Here is a 17,037-nt window from a genome sequence, read left to right on the forward strand (position 1 = left end):
GTATGAAAAAGAAAATTGGTTTGCTTGTAATGGCATATGGAACGCCATATAAAGAAGAAGATATTGAACGTTACTATACACATATTCGCAGAGGAAGAAAGCCAAGTCCTGAAATGCTGGAAGATTTAACAGAGCGTTACCGTGCAATTGGTGGTATTTCTCCTTTAGCTACTATTACATTAGAGCAAGCTAAGAAGTTAGAGAAGCGTTTAAATGAAGTGCAAGATGAAGTAGAGTACCATATGTATCTTGGTTTAAAACATATTGAACCGTTTATTGAAGATGCGGTGAAAGATATGCATAACGACGGAATACAAGATGCAATCGCACTTGTTCTTGCACCTCACTATTCTACGTTTAGCGTGAAATCATACGTTGGACGAGCACAAGAAGAAGCTGAGAAACTTGGGAACTTAACAATTCACGGCATCGATAGCTGGTATAAAGAGCCGAAATTCATCCAGTACTGGGTTGATGCAGTGAAAGGTATATATAACGGTATGTCAGATGCAGAGCGTGAAAAAGCAGTATTAATCGTATCTGCACATAGCTTACCAGAGAAAATTATTGCAATGGGCGATCCATATCCAGATCAATTAAATGAAACAGCTGATTATATCGCGCGCGGAGCTGAAGTAGCAAACTATGCAGTAGGCTGGCAAAGTGCAGGAAACACACCAGATCCTTGGATTGGTCCAGATGTACAAGATTTAACGAGAGAACTAAATGAAAGGCACGGTTATACTTCATTCGTATATGCACCAGTTGGATTTGTTGCTGAACATTTAGAAGTTTTATATGACAACGACTTTGAGTGTAAAGTTGTAACGGATGAAATTGGCGCGAAATATTATCGTCCAGAAATGCCAAATGCATCGGACGCATTTATTGATTGTTTAACAGATGTTGTATTAAAGAAAAAAGAATCTGTACTGTAAGAAGAAAGGGGGAGCCTGCTTGAGGAAAAAAGTTGTGATCGTCGGCGGAGGCATAACGGGATTAACAGCAATGTATAACTTACAAAAAAATATTCATGAAAAAAACTTGCCGATTGATACATTACTTATAGAAGCATCGGGTAAACTTGGCGGAAAAATTCAAACCGTTCGAAAAGATGGATTTACAATTGAACGCGGACCGGATTCTTTCTTAGCACGAAAAGAAAGTGCAGCTAGATTAGTGAAAGAATTAGGTCTTGGCGATGAACTTGTAAATAATCAAGCCGGTCAATCATTTATCCTCGTAAACAATCGGTTACATAAAATGCCGAATGGATCAATGATGGGAATTCCAACGCAAATTACGCCGTTTCTATTTTCCCGGCTGTTCTCCCCAATTGGTAAACTAAGAGCTGGTTTTGATCTATTAATGCCGAGGTCAAAGCCAGTATCTGACCAATCACTCGGACAATTTTTCAGACATCGTCTTGGAAACGAAGTGGTTGAAAACTTAATAGAACCGTTACTATCGGGTATTTATGCAGGGGATATTGATGAAATGAGCTTAATGTCAACATTCCCGCAAATGTATCAGATTGAGCAGAAACATCGCAGTATTTCACTCGGCATGCGTACGCTCGCTCCGAAAGAAGAGAAAGCTAAACCGAAAAAAGGAATCTTCCAAACAGTGAAAACAGGTTTAGAATCTATCGTAGAATCTCTCGAAGCAAAGATGCATGAAGGTACGATAATAAAGGGAACTCGCATTGAAAAAGTTGCAAAACAGGGTGATGGTTATACAATTACTCTTAGTAATGGAAAAGAAATAGAAGCGGACGCCATCGTAGTGGCAACTTCGCATAAAGTATTGCCGTCCATGTTTGCTCAGTACAAGCAGTTTCGTTTCTTCCGTAATATTCCGGCCACATCCGTTGCGAATGTGGCACTTGCTTTCCGAAAGTCAGCAATCCGGCGCGATATTAATGGTACAGGATTTGTCGTATCACGAAATAGCGATTACACGATTACAGCATGTACGTGGACGCATAAAAAATGGCCACATACAACGCCAGAAGGAAAAACACTCCTTCGCTGTTACGTTGGACGTGCTGGTGATGAAGCGGTTGTAGAACAAACTGAAGAAGAACTCGTTCAGCTCGTACTAGAAGATTTAAGAAAAACGATGGATATTACAGAGGATCCAGAATTTACAATCGTAAGCCGCTGGAAAGAAGCGATGCCTCAATATACAGTAGGCCATAATGAGCGAATGAAAAAGCTCACAACATTTATGCAGAAAGAGTTGCCTGGTATATACTTGGCAGGTAGCTCCTATGCTGGTGCTGGACTTCCAGATTGTATTAATCAAGGTGAGGAAGCTGCAAAGCGTGTATTATCCCATTTGGAGAAAGTAATAGATGCTGAATTAATCGCACAATAAACTATAAGAAACGCCTTCAATCATATTGAAGGCGTTTCGTTTGTTATATAAAATATTTATTCGCCAATAAACATATATAAGTTATTTGGCTTTATAACGGCATCTCCTGCATAAATAACCCACTCTGTTAAGTTATCAAAATCTAAATGATAACTATTTCCTTCACTCATATCTTCTATAAAATATGGTTCATTAATGAGTATTCCTTGAATGAAATCTTCCGTAATGTTTTGCATTTCAAACCACATATGTTCACTTTTTCCTTCTTCGTAGGAGACACCAAACTTAGCAAGGAAACGAAAATCTTCATTTGATTGTTCAATGTGAAAAATGTTGCTGAAATACCCGAAAGTATTTTTGGCATTGTAAGCCATACGATTGGTTTCACTATTTGTTTTATAGAACATGAGCCCTGTAGCTTCCTCGTGTTCTTTGAAAAAACTTTCAATATATTCTTCTGAAGTATTAAATTTGAATAAGAGAACGGATGGAGATTGATGGTATTCATCTCGGGCATCCATTCCGCCTAAGAAAGTATTTTGTGCATCTATTGGTTGTAGTTTCACTTCTTCATCCTCGATTGAAGATAATTGGTCCATACTCGTTTTATGCCCTATATAAGATAATCCTTTTTCCCACGGAATAGCGACTGTATGTATAGAACCTTGTTGACTATGCGCGATAACGATAGGCTCATTCATAGGGACTTGTCCATTTTCAACCGCATTATTAGCAAATGTTTGAAAGAGATCGCTAATGCCGTAGTAGGAAGAAATGCGATTTGGAATAATTAACTCTATTTCAGTTACGCCTGCTCTTAAAAGACCATGTGTATGAAACCAATATTGCGTAGGCTCATCATCTTTATCGTCTTCATAAACAGAATGAATAACGTACAAGTCAGGAATGTCAGGTAATAATTCATTTTCAACGTGATATTCAATATAGCTTCTAGATATCACTTTCATTGATGCACTTGAATCGATTACAAATAACAAATCTGGGGCGAGATTCCATAAAAACTGTAACTGCTGGAAAAAGCAGTCCAGTACATCGCCTACAAATAGCGTACGAGTGAAAATTTCAGTGCCGAAAGCCGCATCTTCAAAATTACGATCTACGATTGTAGAATCTTGTCTATTGTACATTTTGTATTCTTCTGGGTCATTCGCCTCATCAATATGCAGTTCATACGGTATGATTGCTTCATCCATATGTAACTCAACAATAAGGCTTGTCTCATCACTATAAACAATTTTTAACTCATCAACTTTAGTAGCGATAGTCTCTAGCCGCTGTTTTAACTGCTCAATTGTAATTCTAGTTGGTATAACAGCAATCATATCTGAAAAATGACGTTCTAATGTTCCATTCATAGCTGCGCGGTATGTTTCTGTTTGCACTTCCATCCAATCACTCCTATTCAAATGAATCCATTTTACATGCCAATCAAATGTCGATATTTTCTGTTTTCTCTCTCTAACATTATAGAGTGCATTTGTAGAAGGTGTAAAATTATTATTTTGTATTATAGGTTGAAAGCTTGTAAATTAAATAAATCTTTTGTAAAATTTGTCGAAAAATAGTTCTATATAACGAATCATTTGTTATGATAGAAATGCTGAGAAAATATGAAATATGGAGAGGAAAATGGCTGTGAAGAAATTGTTAAGTGTCTTTTTATCATTCTTGCTATTGCTTTCATTTACTGGAACTTTAGCGCAAGCAGAAGAAACTGCTTCTATGTCAGTAGAAAAAGCAATTCAAGTATTTAAGCAGCAAGGGAAAACGAAGGGGATAGTGGAAGGGTACATTGTTGGATATACGCAAAGTTCTTCTAAATATACGAAGGATCCAGCTAAGTTTGATGATACAAACGTAGCAATTGCAGATTCGCCAAACGAAACGAATCCAGACAAAATCATGCCTGTTCAGTTGCCAAAAGGTGATGTGAGAACGGCAGTGAATGTAAAAGATCATCCTGAAAATATCGGGAAGAAAGTTAGTTTGACTGGGACTCTTGAATTATATTTTAGTAACCCAGGTTTAAAATCAGTAACAGCTTATAAGTTTCAAGGTGAAGGCCAAAACCGTGTTAGCGATGTAGTAGCTTCACCGAACGGTGGAGAAGTTGCTAAAGGAACAGCGGTAACATTAACGACGAATACAGAAGGGGCAACAATCTACTATACGTTAGATGGCTCTAATCCTACTAATAAAAGTGTTCGTTATAATGGACAAATTGTAGTGAATGAAAATAGTGTAGTGAAAGCAATCGCAGAAAAAGAAGGGCTTACTTCTTCAGCAATTTCGACGTTTTCGTTTATTATCGTAAATAATGAACAGGTTCGTATTCATGACATTCAAGGAAAATCACATATGTCTCCTTACAACGGGAAGAAAGTATACAATGTGGAAGGCGTTGTCACAGCGCTTGATAAAAACGGCTTTTATATAGAAGACAATCAGCTAGATAATGATCCAGCTACTTCAGAAGGTATGTACGTATACAAAAAAGATGCGAATGTAGCAGTAGGAGATCTTATTCAAGTTGATGGAGTAGTAGAAGAATATGTTGGACCAGGATATGCAGAGCGATTTGAAACAGACTTAACGACGACAGAAATTAAGGCGAGTCGCGTTGTTGTAATCGCAAAAGATCAATCTTTACCAGCACCGATTGTACTTGGGGAAAACGGTGTGAAAATCCCGGATCAGATTATTGATAATGATGCATTTGGTTTATTTGATCCAAATGAAGATGCAATCGACTTCTATGAAAGTATAGAAGGTATGCGTGTTACGATGCCAACACCAAAAATTATTGCACCTCAGAAAAACGGAAATTTATATGTAACAGTAAAAAATGGTGGAGATAAAATAGTAACACAATATGGCACACCTCTATTAGATGAAAATCGATTAAACCCAGAGCGTCTTTCTGTAAAAGTGCCTCGCGATTATGTAGCAAAAGTAGGAGATACTTTCACTGGAGATATAACAGGGGTAGTAGGATATGATTACGGTTCTTTCCGTATTTCGCCAATAACAGAATTGCCAGCTGTAGTGGATGGTGGATTTAAGCAAGTAGGGGCAAATATTCAGCCTCGTCTTGATAAGTTAACAGTTGCTACATATAACATTGAAAACTTCTCGGCGAATAAAAAAGAAACAACAGATGAAAAAGTAAAAGCGTTAGCGTATTCTATTAAATACAATTTAAAAATGCCAGATATTATCGGTGTAGAGGAAATGCAAGATAATAACGGATCAATTAATGACGGTACAACAGATGCGTCATTGAGCGCAAAACGTATCATTGATGCAGTTCTAGAAATTCGTGGACCGAAGTATGAGTATGTAGAAATTGCTCCAAACAATAATCTAGACGGAGGAGCACCAGGAGCGAATATTCGCGTCGGTTTCTTCTACAACCCATCACGCGTGAAATTAGCGACGGTACCGAAGTTACTTGATAAAAATGTGGTTCGCATTGGAGACGAAAGTTCATTATTTGAAAGTACACGTAAACCGTTAGCGGCAGAATTTACGTTCCAAGGACAAAACGTTGTTGTCGTTGCAAATCACTTAAACTCAAAAATAGGGGATGCAACGCCATTTGGAAAAGTGCAACCGCTCGTATTAAAAAGTGAAGACAAACGAATTCAGTTAGCACAAGAAGTAAATCAATTTGTACAAGGAATTCAGAAAAAGAACACAAATGCACCAGTTGTTGTGTTAGGAGATATGAACGATTTTGAGTTTGCTAAACCACTAAAAGCACTAGAAGGAACAAACTTAAAGAATATGTTAAACACAGTGCCGAAAGAGAATCGTTACACGTACATTCACGAAGGAAATGCACAAGTGTTAGATCATATTTTAGTAACAAACAACATCGCACCGCACACAATTGTAGATCCAGTGCACTTAAACTCAAACATAATGAAAGAGCACGGACGTGTAAGCGATCATGACCCAGTACTTGCTCAAATTGATTTGAAGAAAGCTTCTTAAAGAAAGGAACGCTTAGGTGACTGAGCGTTCTTTTTTGTTTCTGCATCAATAGTATAAAGAGATGATTCCTTTTTTTGTAATCTGATGATAAAATTAATTGAATATTCAGTCGTTAGGAGGGCAGCGATGCAAGCACGAATAAATGGAAAATTAATGAATCAGTTTGCAATTTTTTTTAGTACGATCGTCATGCTTCAGTTTGTAGCTGATATAACAGGACTTACAAGTAATTTAGACATTACGTATAACTTAATACATACAGCAACTTCTTATATAACATTTAGTTTGGCGGTTATTTTCACTTTAATAGGTGCAAGAAGAGAATTAAGTAAATATGCAATTGCTTCATTATGTTTAGTAGTGGCGATTAAAGCAATTTATTTTGTAGCGGTTGTTATTTTATGGGGATTGGCTGGTACACCGTAAATGAATAGTAAATAAAACCCTAATTTCCAATATAGTAAGGAAATTAGGGTTTTATTATACTTGAAACGCCTTTCTACACCGCTCTCTTCTTTGCAACCTTCTTCTATATTTTTTTCTATCACGCTTTACTCCTTGTATGTACATGAATAAACTAACGAGAAGGAAAAAAGTGCATTGCATCGTTAAAATATACGGCGACATGCCATGCAACGGTTGTTTTGGGTCATATAAATGAAAAGGCGCTCCGCCTATTGTAGGGAATATCGTATTTAGCAGGACGTATGGAATGGAGGCAACTGCAAATGGGAAGAGAATCGCCATATAGTCCTTTTGTGACCACGCAGATGCTGCAAGTCCTAAAAGGGCCATTAAACCTGCAAATAAAAAATTAATTCCGATATATACAGTAATGTAAGTGAGGGGAGATTCGTAATATAAGTTTGCAAACATCCCATTATCATTTATAATGCCTGAACCAGCCGTCGGTTCTCCGTCTGGAATGGTTAATTTGCAAAATAATAACGATAAGATGAATGGAAATGTATAAAGAAGTCCGCCACAAAAGAATGTAACGATATATTTCGTTACTGAATAAGGGAACAAAGAAATCCCTTTACTTACAAACGGTTTAAAACCATCTGATTTATCCGAATTGTAACTTGTACTAAAGGGGAAACTAGCAATAACGGGCATTAATAATAAATAAACATCCATTTCATTGTCGCGAAATCCAATCCATTTAAAAGCTGTTGTTACAAACGCATCCGTTCCATCCCCAATGTAACGAATTACATAATAATAATGGTAAATAAAAATAAGAGCTAGTCCACTAAACATAATAATTAAAGAAACACGATTACAAAAAGCTTGCTTTATATTTAAACGAAGCGCACGCATCATGACTGAAAAAGCCTCCACTATTTTGATAAACTTGTCTATTTTCTATATTACTATTAATTGTAAAGATTTTCTTGTTTTTTTATTTGATTATTTGAAAAAGAGGAATTTTGTTGTTGTGAAGTAAGGTTTAATCATATATCTTAAGAACACCTTTTCTTTTTCTCTTTCCTTCTGATACACTATGACAGTATTATATAACTTGACTGGAATTTTTTTATACTGGAAATAATAAAAAAGAGAACTTGTCTAGAATGTAAGCGTGTGGTAATATCAAAGGTGTACTGATTGACTATATTATCCAATTGGTCATTTTTGGAGGTGAAGATGTGGCGATAGATCGAAAACGTTCTATTATTGAAGCTGCAACAAAGTCTTTTTCAGCGTTCGGTTATAAAGCAACAACGATGGATCAAGTAGCGAAGTTAGCGAATGTAGGAAAAGGAACGATTTATACTTTTTTCAAAAATAAAGAAGAGCTATTTGGTGAAATTATTTCTAATTTAATTACAGAAATGAAGCAAGTTGCAGAAAGTGCAATTCGTTCAGATGTTTCATTTTTTGAAAATGTACATAGAGCATTATATAGCATCTTGGAATTTAGAAAAGAACATCAGCTCATGATTAAATTAATTCAAGAAGAGCGCGATATGGGAACGAAAGAAGTACAAGAAGTCATGCAACAAGTTGATGTGGAAATCGTTTCTGTTATTCAATCGTATTTAAAGATTGCGATTGAAAAAGGTGAAATTAGCAAATGTGATCCCGAAATTACAGCATTTATTATGCTTCGTCTATATGTATCGCTTATTTTTGATTGGGAAAAAAATCATGAACCGCTAGAAAAAGAAAAAATTGCAGAGTTATTTGAACTTTATTTACTAAAAGGATTGTCAAACTAAGATAATCCTTTTATTATTATAAAAAGTGACCAAATGAACAAAATGGTCATATATTTAATTTAAGGAGGGAAAATAGAAATAGTAATTTCATATTGAATAAAAGTTGCATAGTATAAATTTGGGGATAAGGCATATGTATGAATAAGTATAGCCTTTTTATTTGGGAGAAAATGACCAAATGAACAATTCGGTCATTTAGAAAAGGGGGAGAAATGATGAAATGGAATCAGTTGCTTCGTAAAGAGTTTACTGAAATTATAAAAAGTAAAAAAATATTAATTCCAATTATCGCGGTATTATTCGTACCAATTTTATATGCAGGTATGTTTTTATGGGCCTTTTGGGATCCGTATAAACAGTTAGATGATTTACCAGTTGCGGTAGTCAATTTAGATAAAGGTGCAGTATTTGATGGGAAACCAATTGAGGTCGGAAAAGGGCTCGTTGATAACTTAAAAGATAATACAAGTTTCAAATGGGAATTTGTAAGTGAAAAAGAAGCGAAAAAAGGAATGGAAGGTAGAAAGTATTACATGCTAGTACGCATTCCAAATGACTTCTCAAGTAACGCTACAACGTTATTAAAAGATGATCCAAAACCATTAAACTTAGAATACATTCCAAACGAAAGCTTAAACTTCTTATCTTCACAAATTGGCGGAACAGCAATTGAAAAAATTAAAGGTGAAGTATCAAGTACGTTAACGAAAACATATGCAGAGAAAATGTTTGATTCTATTCAAGACGTCTCAAAAGGATTAGCAGATGGGGCGGAAGGAGCAAATAAACTACACGACGGATCAAGTGAGCTGCATGATGGTTCCAGTAAAGTGACGGATGGCCTTCATACACTTCAAGGGAAGTCTGGAGAGATGAAGGATGGAGCTCAGAAATTAGCAGATGGATCTAATAAGTTAGTAGCTGGATCAGGAAAAGTAACAAGCGGTTTAAATACGTTAAGTAGCAAAACGGGTGAAATGCAAAAAGGAATTAGTGAATTGCGTGATGGATCTGAGAAAGTAACTAACGGTTTGAGCTTATTGGCAAGTAAAACAGGTGAATTAAAAACAGGAACAACTGAACTATCAAATGGCATGGAAAAACTTGCGGGAGGGCAAATTCAATTAGAGAAAGGTTCTCAAGAAATTCAAAAGGGTTTGCAAGAATTAGATAGTAAAGTGAAAATTTCTGCTGCAGGTTTAGAGGAAATGCAGGCGAAAGTTCCTACAATATTAAATAAAGTAAATGAGAAAATAGACGGAGCTGAAAAAAACGTAAATCAGTTAAATGGATTTACTCAATCAACAGCAGGAGATGCCAAAAATGCAGCGCAAGATGTAGCTAATTTACAAAAGCAAATTGAGAGTTTACCAAAAGAATATCAAGAGCAGTTACAACCGTATATAACAAATGCGGCAAAAAGTACAGCGACAGTTCAACAAAAAGTTGCTGTAGTATCGGGTGGAACAAAGCAATTAAACGAAGAAGTAAATCAACTAAAAGGTGAAATAAATCAAAAGGCAAGTGAAATGCAAAACAAACTACCGAATTCAGGTGGGATTAACACTTTAACGGATGGTATTACGAAATTAATGAATGCGCAAAACGAATTTGTAAGTAAGTTTCATGGATTTGGTGAAGGATTAAATAATGCCAAAGTAGGTGCAAATAATTTAAATAAGGCGTCAGATCAATTAATTGATGGAGTAACTCAATTAGCAGATGGTTCAAGCAAAGTAACAGGCGGCTTAGGTACATTATCCGCGGGAGCAAATCAAATGTCAGGAGGAATAACGCAATTAACAGACGGTTCAAGCCAAGTAACAACTGGCTTAGGTACTCTAAATGGTGGCCTAAATCAAATGTCAACAGGCTCAACCCAGCTAATCGACGGCGTAAATAAACTAGCAGATGGATCAGGAAAAGTAACAGATGGCCTCGTGAAAGTAAACGACGGTTCAGGCGAACTTGCTGAGAAACTGGGCGAAGGAGCAGAAAAAACTGGTGAAGTAAAAGGGACGGATAAAACGTATGATATGTTTGCAAGTCCTGTAAAGGTGAAGACGGAGAAAATGGCGGAAGTTCCTAACTACGGAACTGGATTTACACCGTATTTCTTATCACTCGGTTTATTCGTTGGGGCATTACTATTATCAATCGTATATCCATTACGTGATACAGTTGGCGTTCCAAAATCAGGATTTAGTTGGTTTATTAGTAAGTTCGGCGTGTTACTATCAGTCGGTATTATTCAAGCGATAGTAGCAGATGTTATATTACTGTTCGGATTAGGTGTAGAAGTACAAAGTATTCCGTACTTCATACTCTTTAGCATCGTTACAAGTTTAGCGTTTATTGCATTAATTCAATGTTTAGTAACAGCATTCGGTGATGCAGGGCGTTTCATCGCCATCATCACATTAATTATGCAGCTTACAACAAGTGCTGGAACATTCCCGTTAGAGTTAATTCCGAAGTTTTTACAACCATTTAATGCTTGGTTACCGATGACATACTCTGTATCAGGACTGAAAGCAGTCGTATCGAGTGGAGACTTTGACTTCATGTGGCAAAACATAGGAGTGCTCATGATCTTTATCGTTGTATTATCACTTGGAACGATCGCTTCCTTAACTTTGATGCACAAACGACAATTTAAAAATATTGCTGAAAATCAATCGGCTGAAGCGTAAAAAAAGCACCTTTTTGGTGCTTTTTTATTTTAATAGAGGGAATCTTTTCCTTGGTTCATCTATAAATCTTTCTAAAAGCTATAGAAACGAAAGAAAAGGAATTACAACAATTTACAGAGAAACATAGGATAGAGGAGTTGATATGATGAAAGGCAATCTTACTTATTATTTTATCGTAAATCCGCTAATAATCTTTCTTGTTTATGCCCTTTCACCTATGTTGTTTCATAAAGAAAAATATATAAATATAAAAGATGCACTAGGAATAGTTTTAGTTTACTATGTGCTAATTAGTGGGTATTACTTTATGTGTGTTGTAAGTGAAAGAATGAAGAAAAATAATAGGGATAAACAATAAAGTTGTATTATTTAAAAACCGATGGAGGATAAAAAATGACCGAAAGTGAAATGAAATTCCGTGATACGACCATTCGTAACTTTTTCGATAAAGAGGATCGTTTAAAATCGATTCCAGGTCAAAAGAAGAAAAAACTAGTATTGATAGAGCATTTAGTTAGCAAGTTAAATGCTGAAAATCAATATACAGAAAAAGAAATTAATACATTTATAAAACAATATCATGATGATTTTTGTACAATTAGACGTGAATTTATTGTACATAGGTTTATGGATAGAGAGGATAGTATGTACCGTATAAACGGGAGAGAAGTTTGGACGAAGTGGGAGGAGTTAAAATAATGAATCAGCGAGGGGATCCCCGCTGATTATAAGCCTGTGCTAGTCTTGCTGTTTCTTTGTAGTAAGTCTATGAACGCTTCAACATTCGAACTCGTAATGTATCCAAGCGTTATATATTCATCTTCATAGTAAAATATTATTTTTTTGTCAAAGATTCTTCTCTTCGTTTCTATGGATAGAATTTTTTCATAATCAAATTCGGCAATGAATGTGTTTTTATATTGGCTAAAAAAGAGAAGTCTTTGATTAGTAGCAAGTAACATGCCAGGATACGGGACTTTATGCGTAATCATATAGCCAGTAAGTGAACATTTTAAAGTAGATAAAATTTTTTCTTCTTTATGTAATAGTTGTTTTGCATCTGTTAAGATAGGGTTCATTCCATATATTCCTTTTATTTTGATTTATGAATATTGTATCAAGAGTAAAAAGATTCTCAATATGTAATATTGCATATTGGACGTTTTATAGTTTTAATATTATTTTTAAAAAGAAAAAGTACGAGGTGATTCAATGATACGGTTAGTAAAAGAGACTGATGCAGAAGCAATTATGAATATTAGAAAAGAAATTATATTATCGGAAACTACTACAAAATTTTTCATAGTATCCCCAAAGAAGTTACCGAATGATAGTAATGCAGAAAGAGAAAAGATACGGAAAAGCAATGAGAAAGGTAATCTCTATATCGTGTATGAAGTAGATAGGAAGGTAGTTGGCTTTTTACTTTTCAACCGATATGAACTAGAACGGTTACAACACGCAGGCACAATGGGAATGGGGATTAAAGAGGCGTATTGTAATCAAGGCATCGGCACGAAATTAATTGAATTTCTTATTAGTTGGGCTAAAGGGCAGAAAGGTTTAGAGAAAATTTGCTTAGGTGTAGTTTCTGTTAATGATCGGGCAATTAAAGTGTACAAACGTATGGGTTTTGTAGAAGAAGGGAGACAACGAAAGCAAATAAAGTATGAAGATGGATCATATGGAGACGATGTATTGATGGGCTTTTATATTGAATAAAGGATATATGGTATTAAGAAAAGGAATGTACCTACCGTAAATGTCTAAAAGCAGTATATTGCCCCTCCATTAACAGACTTTTACCTATGTATAATATTAATATAGTAAAATCATAACAACCGATATTGCAGTTTCCAATAATATACTATATAATCAATTTAAGAAAACGTTTTCATGCAAAGGGGGAGAATTTCGTGTCGACTATAGAGGACGTGGCGAAATTAGCGGGGTTATCAAGGACAACGGTTTCTAGGGTGATTAATAATCATCCATATGTTTCAGATGAGAAGAAAAAAAGGGTTCAATTAGCAATGAAGCATTTAGGCTTTGTTCCTAATTCTGCGGCGAGAAGGCTTCGTAAACAAAAAACGGAAACAATTGCGGTGCTAGTTCCAAGGATTACAAATCCTTTTTTCAGTAGATTTATTGAAGCAATCGAGATTGCAGCTTCTGAACATAAATATAAACTGATTATTTGTCAAACAAGATATTTACCTGAAAAAGAGATGGAGTATTTACAATTATTATCTACGAAACAAGTAGATGGGATTATTCTATGTTCACTAGAAAATCCGTGGGAAGATGTAGAGCCATACTTACAGCACGGTCCAATCGTGTTATGTAATGAATATATTGAGGAAGCAAATATTCCAACAGTGAAGTTTGATCATGCGCAAGGAGCATACATAGCTGCGAAGCATGTGTTAGATCAAGGATATCGCAATCTTATTTTTTGCCGTGGTAACGAAACCAAATTAGTTAGCCAGCAGCGAAAAATGGGCTTTTTACGTGCAATAACTGAGAAGAGCCGCCAAGTAGAAGCGATTGATTTTCTTGAAAACGCTTTCTCTTGGGAGGATGGAAAACGAATATTCCATGAAGTATTAAAGGACAAAAAAAATCCTACCGCGATTTTGGCAGGAGGCGATGAGGTAGCAGCTGGAATTATCTCAGAGGCGAAGCACCATAACTGGAGCATTCCAGATGATCTCGCTGTTATCGGTTTTGATAATCAAATATTATCACAGATTACAGAGCCAGGTATTACGACAATTGAACAGCCAATCGATGAGATGGCCCGAAAAGTTGTCGACCTGATGATGGATAAAATCCATACGAAAAATTATCGACAAAAAGAATTATATGAGTTTGAACTGGAGCTCTTGGTGAAAGGTTCAACGATGAAGAAGGATACGATGTTATTAGCCTAGTAGACTATGTCTGCTAGGTTTTTTTATGTTCATAAACTACTATTCTTCGTGAACGCAGTCATCACATTTGTTATGGTATGCTTCGTGTTGCTCATCAATTTCTTTCCCACAGTGCGCACAAGTTTTCGTCGGTAAATTTCTGAAAAACTCCATTGGTTGATCAATCATGTCAATCCCTCCATTTCCATTTCTTACTATTATTGTATTAGTACAAAAAATAAAAGTCAACAACTGTTTTATAACAAAATTGAAAATTAATGAAAAAGTTTAGGAAATGGATTATAGTTAACAATGTAGAATGTAAGTGAAACATGCATTCCTACTCGGTTTTAGAAAGGATGGATACATATGAAAATGACTGTTGTCGGCTTTTGGGGCGGATTTCCAGAAGCGGGAGAAGCAACGTCGGGGTATTTGTTTGAACACGATGGTTTTCGTTTACTTGTAGACTGTGGTAGTGGTGTACTAGCACAGCTTCAAAAATATATAACACCATCTCATATAGATGCAGTTGTACTGTCACACTATCATCACGATCATGTTGCGGACATTGGGGTATTGCAATATGCGAGATTAATTACGAGTGCAACAACAAGGCAACTACCGGAATTACCAATATACGGTCATACGTTTGACGAGAATGGATTCCATTCTTTAACACATGAACCACATACGAAAGGAATCGCGTACAATCCAGAAGAAACACTTCAAGTTGGACCGTTCTCGATTTCGTTCTTAAAAACTGTTCATCCTGTTACATGCTTTGCGATGCGTATTACAGCTGGAGATGGTGCTGTAGTATACAGCGCTGATTCAAGTTATATTCCTGAATTCATTCCATTCACGAAAGATGCTGATCTTTTCATTTGTGAGTGTAATATGTATGCACATCAAGAGGCTGCAAAAGCAGGGCATATGAATAGTACAGAAGTAGCAAGTATTGCAAAAGATGCGAATGTAAAAGAACTTTTATTAACGCACTTACCGCATACAGGAAACCCATCTAATTTAGTAACAGAAGCAAAACAAATTTTCAGTGGCCATATTACGCTAGCGCATAGTGGCTACGTATGGAACTCATGAGGTGATACGATGTTATTTATTGATAATAAAGGAATTACAGATCCTAGAATAAACTTAGCGATTGAAGAATATTGTGTGAAAAATTTAGATATTAACGAAACATATTTACTGTTCTACATTAACGAACCTTCGATTATCATTGGTAAAAACCAAAACACAGTAGAAGAAATTAATGCAGATTACGTAAAAGAAAAAGGTATTCATGTCGTTCGTCGTCTATCAGGCGGAGGCGCAGTATATCATGATTTAGGAAACTTAAACTTCAGCTTTATCACGAAAGATGATGGAGATAGTTTCAGCAACTTCAAAAAATTCACAGAGCCTGTAACGAAAGCGCTTGGTAAATTAGGTGTAAATGCAGAACTAAGTGGTCGTAACGACATTTTAGCTGAAGGAAGAAAAATTTCAGGTAACGCGCAGTTCTCAACGAAAGGTCGTATGTTCAGTCACGGTACGTTACTATTTGACTCTGAAATCGATCACGTCGTATCAGCACTGAAAGTAAAAATGGATAAGATCCAATCAAAAGGAATTAAATCAATCCGTAGCCGCGTTGCGAACATTACAGAGTTCCTAAACGAAGAAATGACGACAGAAGAGTTTAGACAACTTCTTCTAGAAACAATTTTCGAAGGAGAAACAGAAATCCCAACGTATGAATTAACAGAAGAGGATTGGAAAGAAATCCATAAACTTTCTGAAGAGCGCTACCGCAATTGGGACTGGAACTACGGAAAATCACCGAAGTTCAACTTACAACATTCACACCGCTTCCCAGTTGGACAAGTTGACGTTCGTCTGGAAGTGAAAAAAGGAACAGTAACAGAATGCAAAATTTACGGCGACTTCTTCGGTTCACTAGATGTTCATGATATCGAAGAGCGTCTAACAGGCGTTCAGTTCGATAAAGATACATTCACTGCAGCTTTAGAAGGCGTAGATATCGCACGCTACTTCGGTAACATTACAACTGAAGATTTCTTACATTTATTCTTCTAAAAATGAGGGAGGCTGCCATAACGGGCAGCCTCTTTTTTTGCGTAGATTGTCGCGTTTTTTCGGTAAGTCGATATATTCGAAAAATCGCGGATATAATTTCATTCACCATAAAATCACAGGACATCTGCCTCTTATAAAGGAATATATATATTCAAAAGGAGGCGGATTGATATGAAAAGGGTAATGTACGTTGTATTATTACTCAGCTTTGTCATCGGAATGACAGCGTGTAACAGTGGATCGCCCTCAAGTCGTACAATTTTGTCTATCGGAAAACCAGCGGAGGATAATGTTATATATTTTACGCATACAGATAACAAACGAAAGATACATGATATACAAGACATGTTTCAAAATAAGAAGTGGAAAAGAAATGAAACATTCAGCACTGTTAATAAAACGCCAGATGTCGTCTTATCAATAGATGAAAACAACAAAGGGTTACCGGCATTATATGTTACCGTGTATTTTCATGAAAATGGAGCGGACGTTTTGAATTTGTATGGGGAGTATACGAGCTTAAATAAAGAGGAACTTGAAAATCTTAGAAAAAAGATGAGTGCATATTATCCTAAAATGATTTTTGGTCTAGTGTTATAAATTACTTGTAAATAAAATCCCCTTATTTTTCCAAATTAAACTAAGAGAAGGTGATCTGTCTATATGCAGTTAATAGAATATCACTTGCCACTTTAATTTTCTTTTAAT

Annotated in this window: 17 protein-coding genes; 13 read left to right on the top strand and 4 right to left on the bottom strand. The window is 35.9% G+C overall.

Annotated features, from left to right (window positions below; translation table 11 throughout):
- Positions 1–2: 2 nt before the first annotated feature.
- Entirely contained in the window at positions 3–938 is a 936-nt protein-coding gene (gene hemH / locus CN409_RS11100) for a ferrochelatase (RefSeq protein WP_000726782.1), read from the top strand.
- Between the two features lie 19 nt (positions 939–957).
- Positions 958–2,379, top strand: a complete 1,422-nt coding sequence (gene hemY / locus CN409_RS11105; RefSeq protein ID WP_097980909.1) for a protoporphyrinogen oxidase — start codon at positions 958–960, stop codon at positions 2,377–2,379.
- 56 nt (positions 2,380–2,435) lie between these two features.
- Here hemY and CN409_RS11110 read toward each other — a convergent pair whose 3' ends face one another.
- On the bottom strand, positions 2,436–3,788 hold the full coding sequence (locus tag CN409_RS11110; RefSeq protein ID WP_017762888.1) for a DUF4026 domain-containing protein: 1,353 nt from the start codon (positions 3,786–3,788) through the stop codon (positions 2,436–2,438).
- 241 nt (positions 3,789–4,029) lie between these two features.
- On the opposite strand from CN409_RS11110, the gene CN409_RS11115 reads away from it, so the two are divergent.
- Positions 4,030–6,396 (top strand): DUF6359 domain-containing protein, encoded by a 2,367-nt coding sequence (locus CN409_RS11115; RefSeq protein WP_017762889.1) that lies wholly within the window; start codon positions 4,030–4,032, stop codon positions 6,394–6,396.
- 126 nt (positions 6,397–6,522) lie between these two features.
- On the top strand, positions 6,523–6,822 hold the full coding sequence (locus CN409_RS11120) for a hypothetical protein (RefSeq protein ID WP_001148894.1): 300 nt from the start codon (positions 6,523–6,525) through the stop codon (positions 6,820–6,822).
- Between the two features lie 54 nt (positions 6,823–6,876).
- Here the strand turns inward: CN409_RS11120 and CN409_RS11125 are convergent, their stop codons facing one another.
- The gene (locus CN409_RS11125) at positions 6,877–7,722 is read right to left on the bottom strand and encodes a hypothetical protein (RefSeq protein WP_000984163.1); all 846 of its coding nucleotides are present in this window, start codon (positions 7,720–7,722) and stop codon (positions 6,877–6,879) included.
- A 326-nt stretch (positions 7,723–8,048) separates the two neighbouring features.
- Between CN409_RS11125 and CN409_RS11130 the strand changes: the two genes are divergently transcribed.
- From CN409_RS11130 to CN409_RS11145, 4 genes are all read left to right on the top strand, one after another.
- Positions 8,049–8,621 carry a TetR/AcrR family transcriptional regulator gene (locus tag CN409_RS11130; protein ID WP_000963381.1) on the top strand — a complete coding sequence of 191 codons (573 nt, stop codon included), beginning with the start codon at positions 8,049–8,051 and terminating at the stop codon, positions 8,619–8,621.
- 215 nt (positions 8,622–8,836) lie between these two features.
- Positions 8,837–11,314: a YhgE/Pip domain-containing protein gene (locus CN409_RS11135; protein ID WP_017762890.1), complete on the top strand. Its 2,478-nt coding sequence runs from the start codon at positions 8,837–8,839 to the stop codon at positions 11,312–11,314.
- Between the two features lie 142 nt (positions 11,315–11,456).
- Positions 11,457–11,672 carry a hypothetical protein gene (locus CN409_RS11140; RefSeq protein WP_025988999.1) on the top strand — a complete coding sequence of 72 codons (216 nt, stop codon included), beginning with the start codon at positions 11,457–11,459 and terminating at the stop codon, positions 11,670–11,672.
- Positions 11,673–11,707: 35 nt separating this feature from the next.
- Complete coding sequence (locus tag CN409_RS11145) at positions 11,708–12,013, top strand: DUF2087 domain-containing protein (protein WP_017762892.1); 306 nt, start codon at positions 11,708–11,710, stop codon at positions 12,011–12,013.
- A gap of 26 nt (positions 12,014–12,039) precedes the next feature.
- Here the strand turns inward: CN409_RS11145 and CN409_RS11150 are convergent, their stop codons facing one another.
- Positions 12,040–12,393 (bottom strand): PH domain-containing protein, encoded by a 354-nt coding sequence (locus CN409_RS11150; RefSeq protein WP_001068229.1) that lies wholly within the window; start codon positions 12,391–12,393, stop codon positions 12,040–12,042.
- 133 nt (positions 12,394–12,526) lie between these two features.
- Here CN409_RS11150 and CN409_RS11155 point away from each other — a divergent pair, with 133 nt between their 5' ends.
- On the top strand, positions 12,527–13,036 hold the full coding sequence (locus CN409_RS11155) for a GNAT family N-acetyltransferase (RefSeq protein WP_000620472.1): 510 nt from the start codon (positions 12,527–12,529) through the stop codon (positions 13,034–13,036).
- A gap of 194 nt (positions 13,037–13,230) precedes the next feature.
- A complete protein-coding gene (locus CN409_RS11160; RefSeq protein WP_000103710.1) occupies positions 13,231–14,247 on the top strand; it encodes a LacI family DNA-binding transcriptional regulator in 1,017 nt (338 codons plus the stop codon).
- Positions 14,248–14,286: 39 nt separating this feature from the next.
- Here the strand turns inward: CN409_RS11160 and yhfH are convergent, their stop codons facing one another.
- Positions 14,287–14,415, bottom strand: coding sequence for a protein YhfH (gene yhfH / locus CN409_RS11165; RefSeq protein ID WP_000567010.1), 129 nt, complete (start codon positions 14,413–14,415; stop codon positions 14,287–14,289).
- A 180-nt stretch (positions 14,416–14,595) separates the two neighbouring features.
- Between yhfH and CN409_RS11170 the strand changes: the two genes are divergently transcribed.
- From CN409_RS11170 to CN409_RS11180, 3 genes are all read left to right on the top strand, one after another.
- Entirely contained in the window at positions 14,596–15,330 is a 735-nt protein-coding gene (locus CN409_RS11170) for an MBL fold metallo-hydrolase (RefSeq protein ID WP_000784692.1), read from the top strand.
- Between the two features lie 9 nt (positions 15,331–15,339).
- Entirely contained in the window at positions 15,340–16,329 is a 990-nt protein-coding gene (gene lplA / locus CN409_RS11175) for a lipoate--protein ligase (protein WP_000897261.1), read from the top strand.
- A 171-nt stretch (positions 16,330–16,500) separates the two neighbouring features.
- Positions 16,501–16,929, top strand: a complete 429-nt coding sequence (locus tag CN409_RS11180) for a hypothetical protein (protein ID WP_017762896.1) — start codon at positions 16,501–16,503, stop codon at positions 16,927–16,929.
- Positions 16,930–17,037 lie beyond the last annotated feature (108 nt).

This window comes from Bacillus sp. AFS012607 (assembly GCF_002558005.1).
Taxonomy (GTDB): Bacteria; Bacillota; Bacilli; order Bacillales; family Bacillaceae_G; genus Bacillus_A; species Bacillus_A thuringiensis_S.

Excerpts from the sequence above, each read along its gene's own strand:
- hemH (WP_000726782.1), top strand. The coding sequence starts at position 3 with ATGAAAAAGAAAATTGGTTTGCTTGTAATGGCATATGGAACGCCATAT.
- CN409_RS11110 (WP_017762888.1), bottom strand. The coding sequence starts at position 3,788 with ATGGAAGTGCAAACAGAAACATACCGCGCAGCTATGAATGGAACATTA.
- CN409_RS11115 (WP_017762889.1), top strand. The coding sequence starts at position 4,030 with ATGGCTGTGAAGAAATTGTTAAGTGTCTTTTTATCATTCTTGCTATTG.
- CN409_RS11120 (WP_001148894.1), top strand. The coding sequence starts at position 6,523 with ATGCAAGCACGAATAAATGGAAAATTAATGAATCAGTTTGCAATTTTT.
- CN409_RS11125 (WP_000984163.1), bottom strand. The coding sequence starts at position 7,722 with ATGATGCGTGCGCTTCGTTTAAATATAAAGCAAGCTTTTTGTAATCGT.
- CN409_RS11135 (WP_017762890.1), top strand. The coding sequence starts at position 8,837 with ATGAAATGGAATCAGTTGCTTCGTAAAGAGTTTACTGAAATTATAAAA.
- CN409_RS11140 (WP_025988999.1), top strand. The coding sequence starts at position 11,457 with ATGATGAAAGGCAATCTTACTTATTATTTTATCGTAAATCCGCTAATA.
- CN409_RS11145 (WP_017762892.1), top strand. The coding sequence starts at position 11,708 with ATGACCGAAAGTGAAATGAAATTCCGTGATACGACCATTCGTAACTTT.
- CN409_RS11150 (WP_001068229.1), bottom strand. The coding sequence starts at position 12,393 with ATGAACCCTATCTTAACAGATGCAAAACAACTATTACATAAAGAAGAA.
- CN409_RS11155 (WP_000620472.1), top strand. The coding sequence starts at position 12,527 with ATGATACGGTTAGTAAAAGAGACTGATGCAGAAGCAATTATGAATATT.
- yhfH (WP_000567010.1), bottom strand. The coding sequence starts at position 14,415 with ATGATTGATCAACCAATGGAGTTTTTCAGAAATTTACCGACGAAAACT.
- CN409_RS11170 (WP_000784692.1), top strand. The coding sequence starts at position 14,596 with ATGAAAATGACTGTTGTCGGCTTTTGGGGCGGATTTCCAGAAGCGGGA.
- lplA (WP_000897261.1), top strand. The coding sequence starts at position 15,340 with ATGTTATTTATTGATAATAAAGGAATTACAGATCCTAGAATAAACTTA.
- CN409_RS11180 (WP_017762896.1), top strand. The coding sequence starts at position 16,501 with ATGAAAAGGGTAATGTACGTTGTATTATTACTCAGCTTTGTCATCGGA.